Consider the following 17,594-nt stretch of genomic DNA (forward strand, 5'->3'; position numbering starts at 1 on the left):
AAGAGGTAGGGAGCAAGGGAGAAAATTTTCCCCTCAGCCCCCAATACTTGTCGGGTTTTGGGGAAAAGGGGCAGGCGAAAGGGGAAAGAAAAAACCTTTACCCTTTACCCTTTTCCCAAAACACAATTCCGAGTTGAAAATGCACAAAGCGAGCATTATTGCCTCTGCCCCCTGCTTCTTGCCAATGCCCCATGCCCAATTTATCGTAATTACAATAACGACAATTGTTCGCTAGGCGGCGTAAATCCCAAATGTTTGTATGCTGCTTTTGTGGCCATTCTCCCACGGGGAGTTCTGGTTAAATAACCAATTTGCATCAGGTAAGGTTCATATACTTCTTCAATTGTTTGGGTATCTTCACCTGTTGCGGCTGCCATTGTTTCTAACCCCACTGGGCCGCCGTTAAATTGTTCAATAATTACACTGAGCATTTGACGGTCTGTCCAATCTAAACCACAGGGATCTACTTGGAATAATTGCAATGCTTCGGATGCAACGCTTTCGTTAATCTCTCCAGATAACTTTACTTGAGCATAATCACGTACTCTTTTGAGTAGTCTATTAGCAATACGTGGTGTCCCGCGCGATCGCCTAGCTATTTCTGCGGCACCATCTTCTGTAACGGGCGTTTTTAGCAATTCAGCAGTTCGGAGTACAATTTTACTGAGTTCATCAACTTCATAAAATCGCAGTTTTTGAATTAAACCAAAGCGATCGCGCAGTGGTGAAGTTAAAGCACCAACGCGGGTTGTAGCTCCTACTAAAGTAAATTTTGACAGCGGCAAACTTCTGATGCGAGCGCTGGAACCTTTACCAATAGTAATATCTAAGCGATAATCTTCCATTGCTGGATAGAGTATTTCTTCTGTCATTCGGGAGAGGCGATGAATTTCATCGACAAATAAGATATCACCCGGTTTCATATTCACCAGTAGCCCGACAATATCTCGCGGACGTTCCAAGGCTGGGGCACTGGTAATTTTGTAATTTACCCCCATTTCCGATGCTAAAATCATCGCCATTGTGGTTTTACCCAATCCTGGCGGCCCATACAGCAATAAGTGATCCAGCACCTCACCACGAGACTTAGCTGCTTTGATGGCAATGTCTAATACATCCTTTAAATCTTTTTGCCCAATGTAATCGGCAAATCGCTGCGGTCGAATACTTTCTTCTTGTTTGTCTTGTTCGTCAATAGCAGCTTCAGGTTGCAAAATATCGTTTGTGGATGCTGCTTTCGCCGATTCCCGACGCTGTTTTGGTTCTCCGTTGGATTCTGGAGGCTGTTTTTTCGAGGAGATTATCGCCATAATTCAGCTGTCTACTTTTTAGGGGACTGGGGAGTAGGGAGATAGGGAGGTGGGGAGATAGGGAGATGGAAAGACAAGGGAGAGGGGGAAGACAAGGGAGAAAGATTCCTACCTTGTCCCCCTTGTCTTCCTTGTCTTCTTTCCATGCCCCATGCCCCATGCCCCAAACTCCATACTCGTGAAAATTTTCGTTTGCGAATACCCGCGCCAATTTAAAATTTAAATTCTGGTCAATTACGTAGAAGTACAAAAATCACTATGTTATCTAAAAGAATCTTACCGTGCTTAGATGTGAAGGCGGGACGGGTTGTTAAAGGAGTTAATTTTGTTAACCTCCAAGATGCGGGCGATCCTGTTGAACTGGCAAAGGTTTACAACGAAGCTGGTGCTGATGAGTTAGTATTTCTGGATATTACAGCCACTCATGAAGACAGAGCTATTATTTTAGATGTGGTCTACCGTACTGCCGAACAAGTCTTCATTCCATTGACTGTGGGTGGGGGTATTCAATCCTTAGAAAATGTTAAAGCTTTGTTACGAGCTGGAGCAGACAAGGTTAGTATTAATTCTGCGGCAGTACGTGAACCAGACTTGATAAATCGGGCTAGCGATCGCTTTGGTAATCAATGCATAGTTGTTGCTATTGATGCTAGACGCAGAATTAACCCAGAAAATCCAGGTTGGGACGTTTATGTACGTGGTGGCAGGGAAAATACAGGCTTAGATGCCCTACTTTGGGCACAAGAAGTTGAAAAACGGGGGGCTGGAGAACTGCTGATCACAAGTATGGATGCTGATGGAACCCAAGCTGGGTATGACCTAGAGTTAACTCGGACAATTGCTGAACTTGTGGAAATTCCAGTCATTGCTTCTGGTGGGGCAGGTAATTGCGAACACATATACGAAGCCCTCACCCAAGGTAAAGCTGAAGCAGCACTACTGGCATCACTCTTACATTACGGTCAACTCAGCGTAGCTCAAATCAAAAATTATTTGCGCGATCGCCAAGTACCAGTACGTTCTTTTTGACAAGTGGCTATTTATCTATCGATTGCATCTATCTGTAGTGAGACACACTTCCACAAAAGGATGTTAATATTAGTTTACATCTATTAATAAATATTAAGAAATATGTTGCTTCCTATTTTAATTTTTGATGTAGCCCTGGTTGCATGGTCGCTGCACCTCATGGAAAGAGCTTACGAAAATAAGGAATTCTCTTTAATGTTGGCTGGTACATTAGTGGCACTAGCGGCAGCTGCTATGTTAGTAGTCTACTTCTTAATGGGTCACTGTATGGCTTATTTGCTGCAAGTATCATAAACATTGCTAAGTAGCATTTAAAGATCATTAAAATTTCGTATCAAAAGATTGACAAAACACAGACGAGTAGGCTAAGCTAGTTCAGGCATTTAAGGGGTTATAGCTCAGTTGGTAGAGCACCTCAATGGCATTGAGGGGGTCAGCGGTTCGAATCCGCTTAGCTCCATTAAAATTTAAAATATTTGTTAAATCATGCTGCGACAACAACCATAAGTTGTCCTAAATGGTCACTTTATGCTTGTTGTTCTGTAACTTAAGGGATAATCTGGCCGGAATTAAAGGATAAAGTGGCCGCTCTTAAAACCCGGAATGCTTATTTTTGCATTGCCCTACTTTGGCTATACTTTACAAGCGATTGCACTCAATTCTCTCAAATCCGCTTGTATCATAGGTTCTGTCCTTAGGCTACTTTATGCTTGAAAAACAGCCACATTATCCTTTAAGGGGCATCGAACTGTTGCCTGTTGCCTATTCCCTGTTCCCTTTTAAAGTTTTACAAGCCTTTCTGGATTTGGAACTGTTGCGAAATTCTAGTGAATGCCTAACACTTCCATTGATTTTTCCAGTACTTCTTTAGGACGAAATGGTTTAGTCAAATATAAATCTGCACCAACTTCAATTCCCTTTTGTTTATCAAATTCTTGTCCCTTAGCTGTCAAAATTATGATGTGAATGTCAGTCATTTGCAATTCGTGTTTGACAATCTGACAAACTTTCAGGCCATTCATTTTAGGCATCATCACATCGAGAAAAACCAGGTTTGGTTTTTCAGTTTTAATCATCTCCAGAGCTTCTTCACCATTTTTAGCAGTTAAAAGTTCCACCCCCTCATCTTCTAAATCTTCTAGGGCTTGTTCCATCAAAGTCAAGATATTGGGTTCATCGTCAACAATCAGAATTTTTTGAGTCATAGGATTGGGGTATGGGGCATGGGGCATGGGGCATTGGGCATGGGGCATGGGGACAAGGGGAACAAGGGGGAAAAGGGAGAAAAATTGCTACCTTATCTCCCACCCTACGGGTTCGCGCTAGCGTCTCCCAAAGAGAAGCTAAAGCTACATCTCCCTCATTTCTCGCCTCTCCTCACTCCCTACGGTGTACACACAAGTATAGCCAGCATGGGTTTCAACTCTTCTAAGGGTGTTGTAGTGGACTGACACAGCTAAAATAGTGCATTAGTAAACTCTTGTGGCGTGGGCATCCTGCCCGCCAGGAGGGGTGAGGACACCCATCCCACAATAAAATCTATTGCAACATTTTAGCCTTGACACGCCAGTAGGGTGTGTTATCGCGCCAGCGTAACGCACCGCCAAAAATTTACGTTGCGTTAGTCCTAACGTCCATAACGCACCCTACCTTTCCTCAAATCTTTTATAGATAAGGTTTTTCCAACTTGTGTGTACACCATAGCCACTCCCTGCGAAATTAGCGATCGGAGAGCATAATGAAGAATACATTCTCCAAACCTTTCTCAAAGCGTAAGGTTTTCACCAAATCGGCTTCTTGAGAAAACATAGAATCAATAATGATCATGTCAGGTTTAGCTGACAAAGCTTTATGAATGCATTCTTGAGGGTTAGAAGCTTCAATTACGTTATATCCCTGAGTTTGTAGCACATCTGATAAGGTCTTTAAAGTAGAGGCATTTTTATCAACTACCAATACCTTTTTACTAGAAGTTCCTTGAGAAAGTAATAAGCCAATTTCATTGAGAAGTTTTTCTGTGTTAATGGGTTTAGTGAGATAGCGATCGATGCCAATATGGTAACCGCGTTCTTTGTTTTCTATAATTGACAAAATAATAATAGGAATATCTGCGGTGTGAGGATCGTTTTTCAGGACAGCTGCGACATCAAAGCCGTTGATTTGAGGCATCATCACGTCCAAAAGAATCAAATCTGGACGAGCTGTTTTGATTTGATGAATTGCATCCATGCCGTCTTTGGCTTCCCGAACGTTGTAGCCTTCGTTTTCTAACTGTTGACGCAGTAGTTCTCGAATGTTGGTGTCATCATCCACCACCAAAATGGTTTTGCGATTTTCGTTGAGTACAGCAGCTGTGGTGATGACGTGTTCTTTGAGTTGTTTGACTAAGGCATCTAAATTCAGTTTGGCACTGCTTTTGCGATCGCTGGTGTAGATGGGAATGATAAACGAAAAGGTACTACCTTGGCCAAGTTCACTTTCTACCCAGATTCTACCGCCGTGATGTTCAACGATTTGTTTGCAAATGGGTAGTCCTAAGCCTGTGCCTTTGGGTTTGTCGGTGAGGGTATCACCCACTTGTCGGAATTTCTCGAACACTTTCGGCTGGTCTTCGGGTGCAATGCCAACCCCTGTGTCAATAACGCTAATGCAAATGGCGTCGTTTTGTTGGTTGATGCAGCAGGTGATAGAACCGGATTCGGTAAACTTGATGGCATTGGAAATCAAGTTGATCAAGACTTGTAATAGACGATTGCGATCGCCAATTACTTGAGGTAGTTCTGGTTCAATATCAGTAATTAGCTTTAAGCCATTGGTTTCAAACAATGCTGCTGTGGATGTGGTTGCCCAATCTAGTAACTCAGTTAAATCGAGGGGTTGCATTTGCCATTCCACTTTACCTGCTTCCATCTTGGCAATGTCTAAAACATCGTTAATCAAAGATGTCAGCCGTTCTGCTTCAGACACAATAATCTTGAGATTGTCACCTACCCTTTTGATTGTTTTCTGAAGCTTGCGGTCTTCATTAGCCAGTATGGGAAACACATCGCTTTCTAACTTTTCTTTGATGATGGAGGCAAAACCAAGAACAGAAGTGAGTGGTGTCCGCAGTTCGTGGGAAACTGTAGAGATGAAATCCGTCTTCATCTTGTCGATTTCCTTTTCCGCAGTCACATCTCGAATCAGCAATGCCGAACCAAAACAGGCTTGAGGTTCATTTTCAGCAGTTCTTTTAAAGATGGCGGTGGCTACTACCTGACCTATACGTTCCTTTGCTAGGGCAACTTCAGCAGCAAACACATCGCTGGGATGGGACTGAGTTTTTTCCACTAAATCTGCTAAACCAAATATAGCTAGTTCTCGATAATCACCTTTGAGGGCGTTTACCGTCAATCCATACATGGCTAAAAAGGCACGATTGAAGTGGGTGATTTGTCCGGTGATGTCTGTGACTAATAAACCATCTGCTAAGTTGTCTAAAATTGCGTTTAAACCTTGGGCTTCTGCTAAGGTATTTTCTAAAGCAGCCGTCCGTTCTGCAACTCTGGCTTCTAGTTCTTGATTGAGTTGGCGCAGAGCGATTTCTGCTTGTTTGCGGGCAGTAATATCAGTGTTGATTTCTAAGACAGCACAAGGCTCACCAGAAATGCTCCGTTGCAGAGTCCATCGGCTTTGAACCATAATCAGCCGATCGTTGCGGCTGAGGTGTTGCACTTCTCCTTCCCAATTGCCTTGCTGTAATAATTCTGCGATGATTGCTTCTTTTGGTCGGGGAAAAGTTTTTTTAATCAATGTGTGAATGTGTTGGCCTTTTACTTCCTCACGCGTCCAGCCGTAGAGTCTTTGTGCGCCTTGATTCCAGTATAAGATTTTGTTGGTCATATCACGGACGATGATCGCATCGCTGGAATGATTTAACATATCCATTAACCGTTGATTTTCTGCTTCCGCTAGTTTGCGATCGTGGATATCAGTGCAAATGCCAATCCATTCCCGGATGCTGCCGTCTGGTTCCAAAATAGGAGTACCACAAACAGAAAAATGGCGGTATGTACCATCGTGACGACGTAATTGAAACTCGGTTTGATATAGACTCCGGTTGTCTAGGGCTTGAGTCCAAGCCTCTGCTGTATGGGCACGGTCATCAGGATGAATGACATCAAGCCAGCCCCATTCGTAATATTCTGCTTCGCTTTGACCAGTGTAGGCCATCCAGCTGAGCATTTCGCTAGCGATACCTGCTCCCTCAGGTGTAGCCACCCAAACAATTTGTGAGATAGTAGTCACTAGAGAGCGAAACCGTTGTTCGCTCTGTTGCAGAGTTTGTTCTGCTAGTTTGCGGTCGTGAATATTGGTGCAAGTGCCAATCCATTCGCGAATGCTACCATCTGCTTCCAAGACAGGAGCGCCACACACAGAAAAATAGCGGTATATGCCATCTTTGCCACGTAGTCGGTATTCGGTTTTGTAGATACCTCGGTTGGCTACAGCGGTATTCCAAGCTTCTGTACTGTGGGCATGGTCATCAGGATGAACGGCATCAAGCCAGCCCCAACCTTCCACTTCCTCTTCACTTTGACCTGTGTAGGTCATCCAAGTAAGCATTTCACTGCTGATTCCCAGCCCTTCTGGAGTCGCCCCCCAGATGATTTGGGAAGTAGTAGTTACTAAAGTGCGATATCGTTCCTTAAGACGCTGATTTTCGGCTTCTGCCAGCTTGCGATCGTGAATATCAGTGCAGGTGCCAATCCACTCGCGAACGCTACCGTCTTCTTCCACCACCGGGGCACCCCAGACCCAAAAGTAGCGATAATTACCATCTTGACCACGAATTCGGTATTCAATTTGATAAAGACTGCGGTTTGCTACAGCAGCACTCCAGACTTCTCCTGTATAAGCCCGGTCGTCGGGATGAACAGCATTAATCCAGCCTCCATTCTCAGCTTCTGCTAAACTTTGACCTGTATAGGCAATCCAACTTGTTAGTTCAAAGCAAATTCCTTCTGGTGTACTGACCCAGACAATTTGCGTATTAGTTGTTACTAAAGAACGGTATCGGGCTTCACTCTGTTTCAACATTTTTTCAGACTGTTGGCGTTCTAGGGAAGTACGCTTGAGGTCGCTAATGTCTTCCACAGTGGAGAAAATTACACGCTCTCCATTTTGCTCAACCAATACTCCAGAAAGTCTGACTGGAACTAAATGCCCGTCTTTGTGGATGTAATCTCCATCCCAAGGTTCACATCTACCAGTTCGTTCTAGGTTCTCTAGGATAGTTGACTTGGTGGCATAGTTTTGGGGCGTTATCTCCCAGTAGTTAAAATTCAGGGTTTCCAGGACAGTCCGCCCCGCGATCGCTGCATAAGCAGGATTCATGTCAATCAGTGTCCCATCGAGCCGACACAGTACCAAACCAACTGGGCATTTTTCAAATAGCTGACGGTAGTATTCATCTACTTGGTTAGACATGGTTAAAGTTTCCTCAGTGATTTATGTGGGTGGGATTATCACAACAGAACCAAGACAACAAGGTGGCATAAAGTTTTAGGGAAATTGGGTGGCGTTGGAACAATTGGTAAATTCGATCGGGTGTTGCACTATCAAGGTCTGGACTTTGTTGGGAAAGCCGTTGGATCAGTTCAGTGTGGCGAATGAGCAAATCCGCTGGTTTGAGCATTGGTATTGTTGATGGAATAAAGCCTTCAGGATCGGCACTGGGGCATAGTTCTGTTGTGCCAGTGGATGAAGCAGAATTTATCTGGCTTTGCCCTGCTGAAGCTTCTACCACTGAATAGTTCACTGGAATTTGAATCCAGAATTCTGTACCCTCACCCAATTGAGAACGACATTTGAGAATTCCCCCATGCCTGTCTACAACAATTTGGCGGCTGATTGCCATACCTAACCCAGTGCCTTTGCCAATCTCTTTGGTAGTAAAGAAAGGATCGTAAATGCGCTGGATGAAACTTTCTTTCATACCAGGGCCGTTGTCCGCAATGCGAATTACAATCCATTGGTTATCTAAGGCTTGGGTGCGAATGATGATTTGGGGAGTAGAGGATGGGGAAGGAAAGTGTTTCTCTTGGAGTTGTGAGTGTCGGCTGTGGCCGTCCCCACTTTTCCTTGTTCCTTTATCGTCTTCCTTGTTTACCATTCCTTCTTCCAGTGCATCAATGGCATTGGCCAAGATGTTCATAAACACTTGATTTAACTGTCCTGGGTAACATTCAATTAAGGGAAGTTTGGCATAGTCTTTGACAATTTCAATTGCCGGACGGTGAGCTGAGGCTTTTAAACGATGGCGAAGAATCATCAGCGTCCCGTCGATACCATCGTGGATGTTGACGGCTTTGATTTGGGCTTCGTCATGGCGGGAGAAGTTTTTGAGGGATTGGACAATTTCCACAATGCGATCGCTACCCAATTTCATGGAATCCAAGAGTTTGGGAAGATCCTGCATGATAAATTCCAAATCGATACTTTCTAGCTCTGATTGCAAATCCGGAGGAGCCACAGGCACAAATTTCTGATAATCTTGCAGCAGGTGTAATAAATCTTGGGCGTACTCGGCAACATATTTTAAATTGCCGCAAATAAAATTCACTGGATTGTTGATTTCGTGAGCGACTCCAGCAATCAGTTGCCCCAAGGAAGACATTTTCTCGCTTTGAATTAACTGAGTTTGTGCCAGCTGCAAGTCTTGGAGAGCTTGTTGCAGTTTTTGTGTCTGGGCTTTTGCTTCCATTGCTGCTTGAATGCTTTGCTCATAAAGTAAAGCTTTTTCGATGGCGATGGCTGTTTGAGAAGCAAAAATACTCACAAGTTTTAAGTGTTCAGCCCTATAGGAATCAGTTTTGTCTGTACCAATGGCGATCGCTCCTATTACCCGCTCTTTTGCTCTTAAAGGTACACAAATCAAAGCTTTAACTTTTTTATCTCCCGATAATCGAGAATCAGTTTCCACATCATTAACGAGTTCTGCCCTCCCTGATTGCACAATACTGCCAATAATTCCCTGGCCGGGTTCCGGCTGATCTTGACCAAAAAAGGCTCCAAATTCCGCAATGATTTCAAACTTGCCTCCATCAGGACTCAGCAGCAAAATCATCCCTGCTGATGACTCAATCAATTGACTCATTTCTTGAAGCACGAGTTGGGCAATTTGTCGCCTGTCCAAACTCGTTGTCAGCTGAGTGGAAATATCTTCAAACAAATCTATTTCCTGGTATCGCTCTAGCAATTCTTTCGCAAGTATTTTCTTTTCAGCTTCCTGTTTTGCCAAAAACGACAGCCAACTTGCTAGTAAATTTGCCTGTTCTTGACCAACAACCCAACCAATAATTTCTCCCGAAACCTCAATTGGATATCGATTTTCTAATACTGTCTTGCCAATACTAATTAGTTTTGTACCATCTACCAACTCAATATCAATTCCGATGTTGAGTTGATGCACTAAGTCGCGAAGAAGAGATGATAACTCTTGTTTATTCAGAATCTTTCTCAAGCTAACTGCCGACATGAAACACCTCATCTTGAGTGGGTTGCAAATTTCGTGCAATTAAAACAAGCGAGTAATTAATTTCATGCCCCTCCCTTGCCCTTAAGTTTCCCAAAGCAGATATTTTAATAATTTCCATAAAAATCTAGGGAAATATAATAATTTGCTAATAAGGCTAGTTTTCCCAGAAAGATTGGCGGCATAACAGTGATGTTCATGGGCAGCAAATAGCTTTAAAATCTGTAACAAAAACGCCCTTCATTAGTGGAATTCGCTTAAGTTTAGCGATCGCTGCTAATTATCTGTACTTCACAAAGTTGCAATTTGCTGTATCTACTTTTGAAATAGGTGTCAAATCGTTCAAACACAACATTCTCACTCCCTTATTCCCAGTGCAAATTACTATCTTTGATTGCAACTTAGTATTAACAACGCTGCCAAAACCTATCTCTGGGGGCATGTATCTACTGTTTTGAAAATACGAAGTGGGGAGTAGGGAAAATTAATTTGACGTTTAATTAAGTTGAACTACTTACATCATCGAAAGTTAAACTGATTCCACCGCTAAAAGGGAATGGGATAACACAAGAGACTGTTGACAGTTGACTGTTAACCGTCAACCATCAACCGTCAACTATGTCGGACTATCTTTCATCCGATTCATTGTAGTAGTCTGCCAACCCAAAAATGCGCTTGTGAGGTCTGGGGAAAGGTAAAGAGTAAGGGATTTAACACCTTTACCCTTTACCCTTTCCCCTTTCCCCTTTCCCCTTTCCCCTTTACCCTTTCCCCTTTACCCTTTCCCCTTTAAAGAGCCAAGTCACGAAAGCGTACTACTAGGGATGAAATGAAAGACACCTTTTTATAAGTCTTAGGAGAGATTAAGATGACATTTATTCACCCAATGTATCCTCCCTTCGTAGCAAACTGGTTATAATTGTTTTCCATCCCACTAGGAAATCAAATTCTCATCTACACAGTATTCATATGGGACGTGTTCGTTCTAAATCTGACCTACCTACAAAAATCTGTCCGGTATGTCAACGTCCGTTTACATGGCGTAAAAAGTGGCAAGATTGCTGGGAAGATGTGAAATACTGTTCAGAACGTTGTCGTCGTCGCCGTTCTGAAGCAAATCAGGGATTGGGGACTGGGGAATAGGGATTGGGAGATGGGAAAACAACTGAGGAGGGGAAAAGGTTAAAGGGAAAAGGGAAAAGGGAAAAGGAATAAATTTAATGTTTCCCCTTTCCCCCTTACCCCTTTCCCTTTCCCCATGCCCCATACTTTGGCTACGCTCAGTACAAGTGCCCCATGCCCCATTCTCCATGCCCAATCAAATCAACTGCAACACAGATGCAAATAACGCAAAGGATCGATGAAGTCACAGGTGCAACCTAAATTAATTATTCATGGCGGGGCTGGTAGTTCTCTCCAGGGTAAAGGAGGATTGGAAGCGGTACGTCGATCGCTCCATACAGTGATAGAACAAGTCTATTCTCTGCTATTGTGCGGAATAACTGCCTCTGAGGCGGTAGTACAGGGTTGCCAAATGCTGGAAGATAACCCCCGCTTTAATGCTGGTACTGGTTCGGTACTGCAATCTGATGGGCAAATCCGCATGAGTGCTTCCTTGATGGATGGCGCATTAGGGCGATTTAGTGGTGTAATTAATGTTTCGCGGGTGAAAAATCCCATTGACCTGGCACAATTTTTACAAAACTCCCCAGACCGAGTGCTGTCAGATTTCGGTTCGGCTGAATTAGCGCGGGAAATGCAAATTCCCAGCTATAACGCTTTAACTGATTTGCGATTGCAAGAGTGGATACAAGAACGCCAGGATAATTTTAAAAGCACAATGGCTAATGTCATTGCAGAACCCGAACTAGTAGAAACCAGTAATGCTGGACGGGGTACCATCGGCGTAGTAGCTTTAGATACTTTTGGCAAACTGGCGGCTGGTACTTCTACCGGAGGAAAGGGCTTTGAGCGTATCGGTCGAGTAAGTGATTCTGCTATGCCAGCAGGTAATTATGCTACTAAAGAAGCCGGAGTTAGTTGTACTGGTATTGGCGAAGATATTATTGATGAGTGTTTAGCAGCCAAGATTGTGGTGCGTGTTACGGATGGTATGTCTCTTAAGGATGCGATGCAGCGTTCCTTTGGGGAAGCGTACCAAAACAAACGCGATTTGGGAGCCATCGCCTTAGATGCTAGTGGGGCGATCGCTTGGGGTAAAACTAGCGAAATATTACTCGCCGCTTACCATAACGGCGAAAATATTGGTGACACTCTGGAATGGACTGGTAATGAATTCATAGGCTATTGCTGAATTAATTTCAGCGCTTCGGCTAAAGTTTCTTGCCCATCCACCATTGTGGCTAATTCTTCAGGTTCATAACGTCCCTTCCTGCGGAACGCTGCGCGAACAAAAGCTTCTAGCGCTGCTCTTTTAAGTGCAACTTGATATGCTTGTTGCAGAATATCCATTAATTCTGCCGAATTCAAGTACACACCACTAGATTTGCGGCGCTTGTTTATTTTGTTGATTTCCCGCACCGTGTTTTCAATAGAAACATCCCAAGAGCGAGTGGAACGTTTTTCAGCCTTCTGTTTAATTAAATGGATGAGCAGAATCACACCATAGCTATCAATATTTATTGATTTTGTCACTTAGGCTCATTTCTTCTAACTCATCCACCAACATCAGCGCCTCATGGATTTTCCCTTGTTCTAGAAGTTGCCTAAGTTCTAGGAGTTCTTCCATTACTCACATCGGCTAATTCGATGATTTAATTATCGCTTTAGTGACTCTTGCGACGCCAACCTAATTTAACTACCTGACGGCTACGGGCGATGGCCAAAGCATTATCAGGAACGTCTTCTGTGATTGTGGAACCAGCAGCTATGTAAACGTCATCACCCACAGTCACTGGAGCTACTAAAACACTATTAGCGCCAGTTTTGGCGCGATCGCCTATTTTAGTCTGGTGTTTCTTAACGCCATCATAATTGGCGGTAATTGTACCAGCACCAATATTTACCCGTTCGCCGATAACGCTATCGCCTAAATATGACAAATGTGCTGCATTGGTGCGATCGCCCAACTGTGTATTTTTCAATTCCACAAAATTTCCCACACGACAACCAGCACCCACTTGTACCTGACTGCGTAAATGAGCATAGGGGCCAATTCGGCTACCTGCTTCTACAGTGCTATTTGTCACCACTGAATATTGAACTATGACATTTTCAGCCAGTTGACTATTTTCAATTAAACTTCCGGGCCCAATTTGACTTCCAGTTTTAATTACGGTATTTCCCCGGAGATGAGTTTGGGATTCAATAATTACATCTGGCTCTAACTCCACTGTTTCATCAATGGTGATGCTTGTGGGATTGATGAGGGTGACACCTGCTAGCATCCATTTTTCCTTGATTCGTTGTTGCAAAATCTCGTAGGCTGTTGCTAGTTGCAGGCGATCGTTGATGCCAAGAATTTCTTGATCATCTTTCACATCCACAGCCATAACTTGTCCCACTTGAGTTACGGCATCTGTGAGATAGTATTCTTTTTGGGCGTTGTTTGCTTCTAGGTGAGGAAGTACCTTGGCTAAATTTTCCCAGCGAAAGCAATAAACTCCGGCGTTAATCCGGTGATTTTCTCTTTGAGCAGGGGTACAATCCTTGTGTTCGACCATTTCCTCGACGATATTTTCATCGTTACAAAAAACCCGCCCGTAGCCTGTGGGATCGGGTAGGTGTGAGGTAAGAATTGTGGCGGCGTTGTGATTTTGGGCGTGAGTTTGTAACATCTCCTGAAGGGTTTCGCTACGTATTAACGGTAAATCGCCGTTGAGTACGAGCAAATCCCCAGTGTAATCTTCTAAGTAGGGAAGTAATTGCTGAATGGCATGACCTGTTCCCAATTGCACAGTTTGTTCCACAAACTCCAAGTCAGGGATTGAACCCAAAGCAGCTTTCACTTCCTCGGACTGATACCCGACGATCGCAATTCGTCGTGAGGGTGAAAGAGGTTCTACACTTTTGAGAACTCTCTCTATTAGCGATCGCCCACCCAAAGAATGTAAAACTTTAGGTAAGCTTGATTTCATCCGTGTGCCGCGTCCGGCTGCTAAAATTGCTACAACTACCATAATTAGCTATTAGCTATCAGTAAAATTTTGATTAATGCTGTTGGTACTTCAAGATGTAGGCTCAAATCATACCAGCTGATCGTAGAACACTGAAATGGCCAAAAGAGTAAGAATTCAGAATTCTTACTCTCACTTTCTTAGGGACTTCCAAGTAAAAAAAATATTCCACAGAAGACTGTTAACTGTTGACCGTTGACGATTGACAGTCAACAGTCAACGACCCCAAGCGCAATAATTTCTTTTTTGGAGTTACTTTAATGCGTGAATTTTGAATTGGTGTGACTTCCTGCTTTCTCTATTTTTCTTCACAAGAGACAATAAACTCAGCAAACTGCCGCACTAGTTTGGGATTGCGCCAACCACAATCAGCTTCTTTTAACATGATTGAAATTGCTTGTTCTGTGGTCATGGCTTCTTTGTAAGGTCGTTCGCTGGTTAAGGCATCGTAAATATCAATTATCTGAAATACTTGCGCCAAATAAGGAATATCATCCCCTTTGAGTCTATCGGGGTAGCCTGACCCATCCCACCGTTCGTGGTGATGGCGAATAATGGGAATTACACCACGCATACTGCGTAGTGGCTGGCAGATTTTTTCTCCGATTAAAACATGCTGCCTCATAATCTGCCAATCTTCGGCAGTGAGTTGGCCTTTTTTTAGCAGCACTGCATCGGGAATACCCACCTTGCCGATATCGTGGAGATAACCTCCCCACATCAAATCCCGTATTTGATAGCGTGAGAGATTGAGGTATTCACCAAAAGCTTGTCCGAGTTTTACCAATCGTTCGCAATGGCCGCCTGTGTTGGGATCGCGGCTTTCAATAGACATAGCGATGGAAAACAGTACTTGTTCGGCATGATCTAAATCTTCGTTTAGACGCTTTTGCCGTACCAGGGACTTAACACGCGCTGCCAGTTCCACACGGTCAAAAGGTTTGGTGAGAAAATCATCTCCGCCAACTTCAATGCCTCGAATGCGCGATCGCCTGTCGTTTAATGCTGTAATAAAAATTACTGGTATTAATCTGGTTTGTTCATCTTGTTTCAGTAATTGACAGACTTCAAATCCATCCATTCCTGGCATCATCACATCCAGCAAAATTAAATCTGGTTGCTTTTGGGTTACCAATCCCACAACAATGGAACCACTGTCGGCCTCAATCACGTCGTATCCTTCCATCCCCAAAAGGGCAACAGCAGTCATACGACTGGCCGCATGGTCATCAACTACTAAAACCTTTGGTGGATCTAAATCAAACCCATTCACTTTGGAACCTTTGGCTTGTAGTATTTTAGAGACCAATGAACCTCGATCGAAATTAACATCATTTTTCATCCAAGAAGACGCTGGTTGGTCATCTTCTAGTATTAAATCTTCTTGAGACAAGCCTAAAGAATAACCCTCTATATTTTGCGATCCTACGGTATGATTTGAACCGATACTTTTCACTTTGCTTAGGGGGTTTAACCCATTAACAGTTTCTGTTCTCAAGCCTCTATGGTTGGATTTCCATTTAGTCACAAAGGCACTCCAATTATTTTCGCAAGTTAACAGTGTCAGATTTGAAAAGTAAAGCTAGTATTTGGCTGTATTTGAGTTATGGTTTCCATAGAGATGATGTGTAATGTGGAACTGACGAGGGTAACTTTTCACTGTATGTATTTTTTATGTTACGAATAAGGAGTATCTGGCGGTCAAATTTTTAGCTTCTAATTCCAGTATCATAAATTAGTACAAATGTTAAATCAGGCTTTTTACGGAGATTTTTTTACGTACCAGCGTTCAAAAAGCTTGTGATTTACCGCTTGAGATCGAAATCTTCATCTGGTAGTTGTTAGTGCTCATCGTCATCATCAGGTATAGACATTTTTACTTACTTCAGTTATAGCAATAGTTAAATACTGTTAACAAATTATGTAATATTAGCTACTTATCATAGTTTAAGTTATTTGGCTCGAAAAAACTCGTTACTTAAGTATTAAAAAAACAAATCACAAGTATGGAAATCGTGTCTAATTCGGAGAAATACTGGTAAAAACAGCGAATAGGGTAGGCAAAACCAGTAAAAAGACCAAATTACGTTATTTTTGCGTAAATCCTATAAATATCTAAGGTTTTCTGGAATCAACTACTGAGGGCAAGAACTTTAGTCACGTAGGCTTGGCTCATCGCGCACATTATTAGAGACTGCCAAGTAAAAAAATATTGCATAGAAGATTGTTGACTGTTGACTGTTGACGGTTGACAGTCAGTAGTCAACGGCAAGAACCGGAATAATTTATTTTTTGGAGTTCGTTAGTACACTGCGGCGTAAATCAAGCTACCCTTTCAAATAATCACAAGGCTTGATTGGTGAACCTTTTGAATAGACTTCTTGCATAAGTCGGGAAAAGGGGAAGGGGGGGCCCCCTCTGGGGATAAGGGGCAGGGGAAAGGGGTAAAGGGTAAGGGATTTAAAACCTTTCCCCTTTCCCCTTTACCCTTTACCCTTTAAAGACCCAAGTCACGAAAGCGAACTACTAGTTAACTACAAACTAGTTCCGATAAAATCCCTGCCTTGTGTTGCGGATAGCCACCTTTTGCGCCAATGGGAGGTAGGTTCCAAACAAGAGGTTTGTTGTTCTTGTTGTCGGCGCTTAAGTATAACTTCACTGGAATCGCTGAATTGCGGATCGCGGTAAGGAATGGCCGCACGAGTTAGTAAATGTTCCTTCTCAACTTCACAAAGGGCTAAAGAATAGGGGCATAGAGGAAATTTCTCTTCCTTACTCCCCTGTTCCTCTGCTTTGTATCCTCTGATATGCGCTGCTAAAGTACCAGGCGATCGCCTACCCATCGGTGGTGTAGAACCGATAGCCAAGCCAGCAGCCAACAGTGCTGTGCGTACAGCAGCAGCACAAGAATAGGTGGCTAATAAACCATCTTCATGTAAGCACAACGACAATTGTTTAATAAATTCAACAGTCCAGAGTTGGGGACACTGTGGTGGTGAAAATGGATCGAGGAAAATTGCATCAGCCAAAAAATTCGACTCACGTACTATTGCGATCGCCTTTCTAGCATCGCCAATGAGTAATTGTGCCTTGAGACAGTCCCTTTGTACTTGATGCTCAAAAGCCAATTGCGACAAAATTTCAATGTAGTTGCAGTTCCAATTATCAAACAAATGATGCGCGATGGCAGCTTGTGGTACTGCCGGATTTAACTCCAAACCAATTACTTCAACATAACAATTCGGATTTACTGCCCAAATTGTTTGCAAAGCAGCAGCAGTGTTGTATCCCAAACCATAACAAACATCTAACAGCCGCAAAACTGGTTTTTGCGCTACTTTCGTCAGTTGAGTTGGTTCTACAAACTTGAAAAAACTCTCCTGCTTAGCACCATAATGACTGTGAAACGATTCACCAAACTCCTGAGAAACAAAAGTGAACGAACCATCTGCCGTGAGCTTGGGTGTAAAATTTTCTAAGTTAGTCATTGGTCATTAGTCATTGGTCATTGATCATTAGTCATTAGGGAAACAGGGAGTGTTGACTGTTGACTGTTGACTGGAAAAACAGGATTTATTCTCCTTGTCCCCCCCATCCCCCCAT

General features: G+C 43.2%; 12 protein-coding genes, 1 tRNA gene and 1 pseudogene. 6 read left to right on the top strand and 8 right to left on the bottom strand.

Features of this window, described 5'->3' with window-relative positions; all coding sequences use genetic code 11:
- Positions 1-209: 209 nt before the first annotated feature.
- Positions 210-1,310 carry a Holliday junction branch migration DNA helicase RuvB gene (ruvB, locus tag VF06_RS02255; RefSeq protein WP_099068088.1) on the bottom strand — a complete coding sequence of 367 codons (1,101 nt, stop codon included), beginning with the start codon at positions 1,308-1,310 and terminating at the stop codon, positions 210-212.
- 258 nt (positions 1,311-1,568) lie between these two features.
- Here ruvB and hisF point away from each other — a divergent pair, with 258 nt between their 5' ends.
- The 3 genes from hisF to VF06_RS02270 all read left to right on the top strand — a co-directional run bounded on the left by hisF (position 1,569) and on the right by VF06_RS02270 (position 2,799).
- Positions 1,569-2,339: an imidazole glycerol phosphate synthase subunit HisF gene (gene hisF, locus VF06_RS02260; RefSeq protein WP_099068087.1), complete on the top strand. Its 771-nt coding sequence runs from the start codon at positions 1,569-1,571 to the stop codon at positions 2,337-2,339.
- Between the two features lie 102 nt (positions 2,340-2,441).
- Positions 2,442-2,633: a hypothetical protein gene (locus tag VF06_RS02265; protein WP_096535022.1), complete on the top strand. Its 192-nt coding sequence runs from the start codon at positions 2,442-2,444 to the stop codon at positions 2,631-2,633.
- A 93-nt stretch (positions 2,634-2,726) separates the two neighbouring features.
- A tRNA-Ala gene (locus VF06_RS02270) sits at positions 2,727-2,799 on the top strand.
- A 364-nt stretch (positions 2,800-3,163) separates the two neighbouring features.
- Here the strand turns inward: VF06_RS02270 and VF06_RS02275 are convergent.
- Positions 3,164-3,544, bottom strand: coding sequence for a response regulator transcription factor (locus VF06_RS02275; protein ID WP_099068086.1), 381 nt, complete (start codon positions 3,542-3,544; stop codon positions 3,164-3,166).
- Positions 3,545-3,555: 11 nt separating this feature from the next.
- Here VF06_RS02275 and VF06_RS40180 point away from each other — a divergent pair, with 11 nt between their 5' ends.
- Positions 3,556-3,771, top strand: coding sequence for a hypothetical protein (locus tag VF06_RS40180; protein ID WP_180267699.1), 216 nt, complete (start codon positions 3,556-3,558; stop codon positions 3,769-3,771).
- A gap of 287 nt (positions 3,772-4,058) precedes the next feature.
- Here the strand turns inward: VF06_RS40180 and VF06_RS02285 are convergent, their stop codons facing one another.
- Both VF06_RS02285 and VF06_RS02290 read right to left on the bottom strand, forming a co-directional pair.
- Positions 4,059-7,808 carry a PAS domain S-box protein gene (locus VF06_RS02285; protein WP_099068084.1) on the bottom strand — a complete coding sequence of 1,250 codons (3,750 nt, stop codon included), beginning with the start codon at positions 7,806-7,808 and terminating at the stop codon, positions 4,059-4,061.
- Between the two features lie 13 nt (positions 7,809-7,821).
- Positions 7,822-9,858, bottom strand: coding sequence for a sensor histidine kinase (locus VF06_RS02290; RefSeq protein ID WP_099068083.1), 2,037 nt, complete (start codon positions 9,856-9,858; stop codon positions 7,822-7,824).
- Positions 9,859-10,824: 966 nt separating this feature from the next.
- Between VF06_RS02290 and VF06_RS02295 the strand changes: the two genes are divergently transcribed.
- On the top strand, positions 10,825-10,998 hold the full coding sequence (locus tag VF06_RS02295) for a DUF2256 domain-containing protein (protein WP_099068082.1): 174 nt from the start codon (positions 10,825-10,827) through the stop codon (positions 10,996-10,998).
- A gap of 217 nt (positions 10,999-11,215) precedes the next feature.
- Entirely contained in the window at positions 11,216-12,169 is a 954-nt protein-coding gene (locus VF06_RS02300; RefSeq protein WP_099068081.1) for an isoaspartyl peptidase/L-asparaginase, read from the top strand.
- Here the strand turns inward: VF06_RS02300 and VF06_RS02305 are convergent.
- The 4 genes and pseudogenes from VF06_RS02305 to VF06_RS02320 form a co-directional block, all read right to left on the bottom strand.
- A pseudogene (locus VF06_RS02305) lies at positions 12,160-12,604 on the bottom strand (DUF29 family protein). The gene VF06_RS02300 and the pseudogene VF06_RS02305 overlap by 10 nt on opposite strands.
- A gap of 37 nt (positions 12,605-12,641) precedes the next feature.
- The gene (gene glmU / locus VF06_RS02310; RefSeq protein WP_099068080.1) at positions 12,642-13,994 is read right to left on the bottom strand and encodes a bifunctional UDP-N-acetylglucosamine diphosphorylase/glucosamine-1-phosphate N-acetyltransferase GlmU; all 1,353 of its coding nucleotides are present in this window, start codon (positions 13,992-13,994) and stop codon (positions 12,642-12,644) included.
- A 295-nt stretch (positions 13,995-14,289) separates the two neighbouring features.
- Positions 14,290-15,519, bottom strand: coding sequence for a response regulator (locus VF06_RS02315; protein ID WP_099068079.1), 1,230 nt, complete (start codon positions 15,517-15,519; stop codon positions 14,290-14,292).
- A 1,006-nt stretch (positions 15,520-16,525) separates the two neighbouring features.
- Positions 16,526-17,479, bottom strand: a complete 954-nt coding sequence (locus VF06_RS02320) for a tRNA (5-methylaminomethyl-2-thiouridine)(34)-methyltransferase MnmD (RefSeq protein WP_099068078.1) — start codon at positions 17,477-17,479, stop codon at positions 16,526-16,528.
- Between the last annotated feature and the right edge of the window lie 115 nt (positions 17,480-17,594).

The sequence above is a fragment of the Nostoc linckia z4 genome, from assembly GCF_002608075.1.
Classification (GTDB): Bacteria; Cyanobacteriota; Cyanobacteriia; order Cyanobacteriales; family Nostocaceae; genus Nostoc; species Nostoc linckia.

Excerpts from the sequence above, each read along its gene's own strand:
- ruvB (WP_099068088.1), bottom strand. The coding sequence starts at position 1,310 with ATGGCGATAATCTCCTCGAAAAAACAGCCTCCAGAATCCAACGGAGAA.
- hisF (WP_099068087.1), top strand. The coding sequence starts at position 1,569 with ATGTTATCTAAAAGAATCTTACCGTGCTTAGATGTGAAGGCGGGACGG.
- VF06_RS02265 (WP_096535022.1), top strand. The coding sequence starts at position 2,442 with ATGTTGCTTCCTATTTTAATTTTTGATGTAGCCCTGGTTGCATGGTCG.
- VF06_RS02275 (WP_099068086.1), bottom strand. The coding sequence starts at position 3,544 with ATGACTCAAAAAATTCTGATTGTTGACGATGAACCCAATATCTTGACT.
- VF06_RS40180 (WP_180267699.1), top strand. The coding sequence starts at position 3,556 with ATGGGGCATGGGGCATGGGGCATTGGGCATGGGGCATGGGGACAAGGG.
- VF06_RS02285 (WP_099068084.1), bottom strand. The coding sequence starts at position 7,808 with ATGTCTAACCAAGTAGATGAATACTACCGTCAGCTATTTGAAAAATGC.
- VF06_RS02290 (WP_099068083.1), bottom strand. The coding sequence starts at position 9,858 with ATGTCGGCAGTTAGCTTGAGAAAGATTCTGAATAAACAAGAGTTATCA.
- VF06_RS02295 (WP_099068082.1), top strand. The coding sequence starts at position 10,825 with ATGGGACGTGTTCGTTCTAAATCTGACCTACCTACAAAAATCTGTCCG.
- VF06_RS02300 (WP_099068081.1), top strand. The coding sequence starts at position 11,216 with ATGAAGTCACAGGTGCAACCTAAATTAATTATTCATGGCGGGGCTGGT.
- glmU (WP_099068080.1), bottom strand. The coding sequence starts at position 13,994 with ATGGTAGTTGTAGCAATTTTAGCAGCCGGACGCGGCACACGGATGAAA.
- VF06_RS02320 (WP_099068078.1), bottom strand. The coding sequence starts at position 17,479 with ATGACTAACTTAGAAAATTTTACACCCAAGCTCACGGCAGATGGTTCG.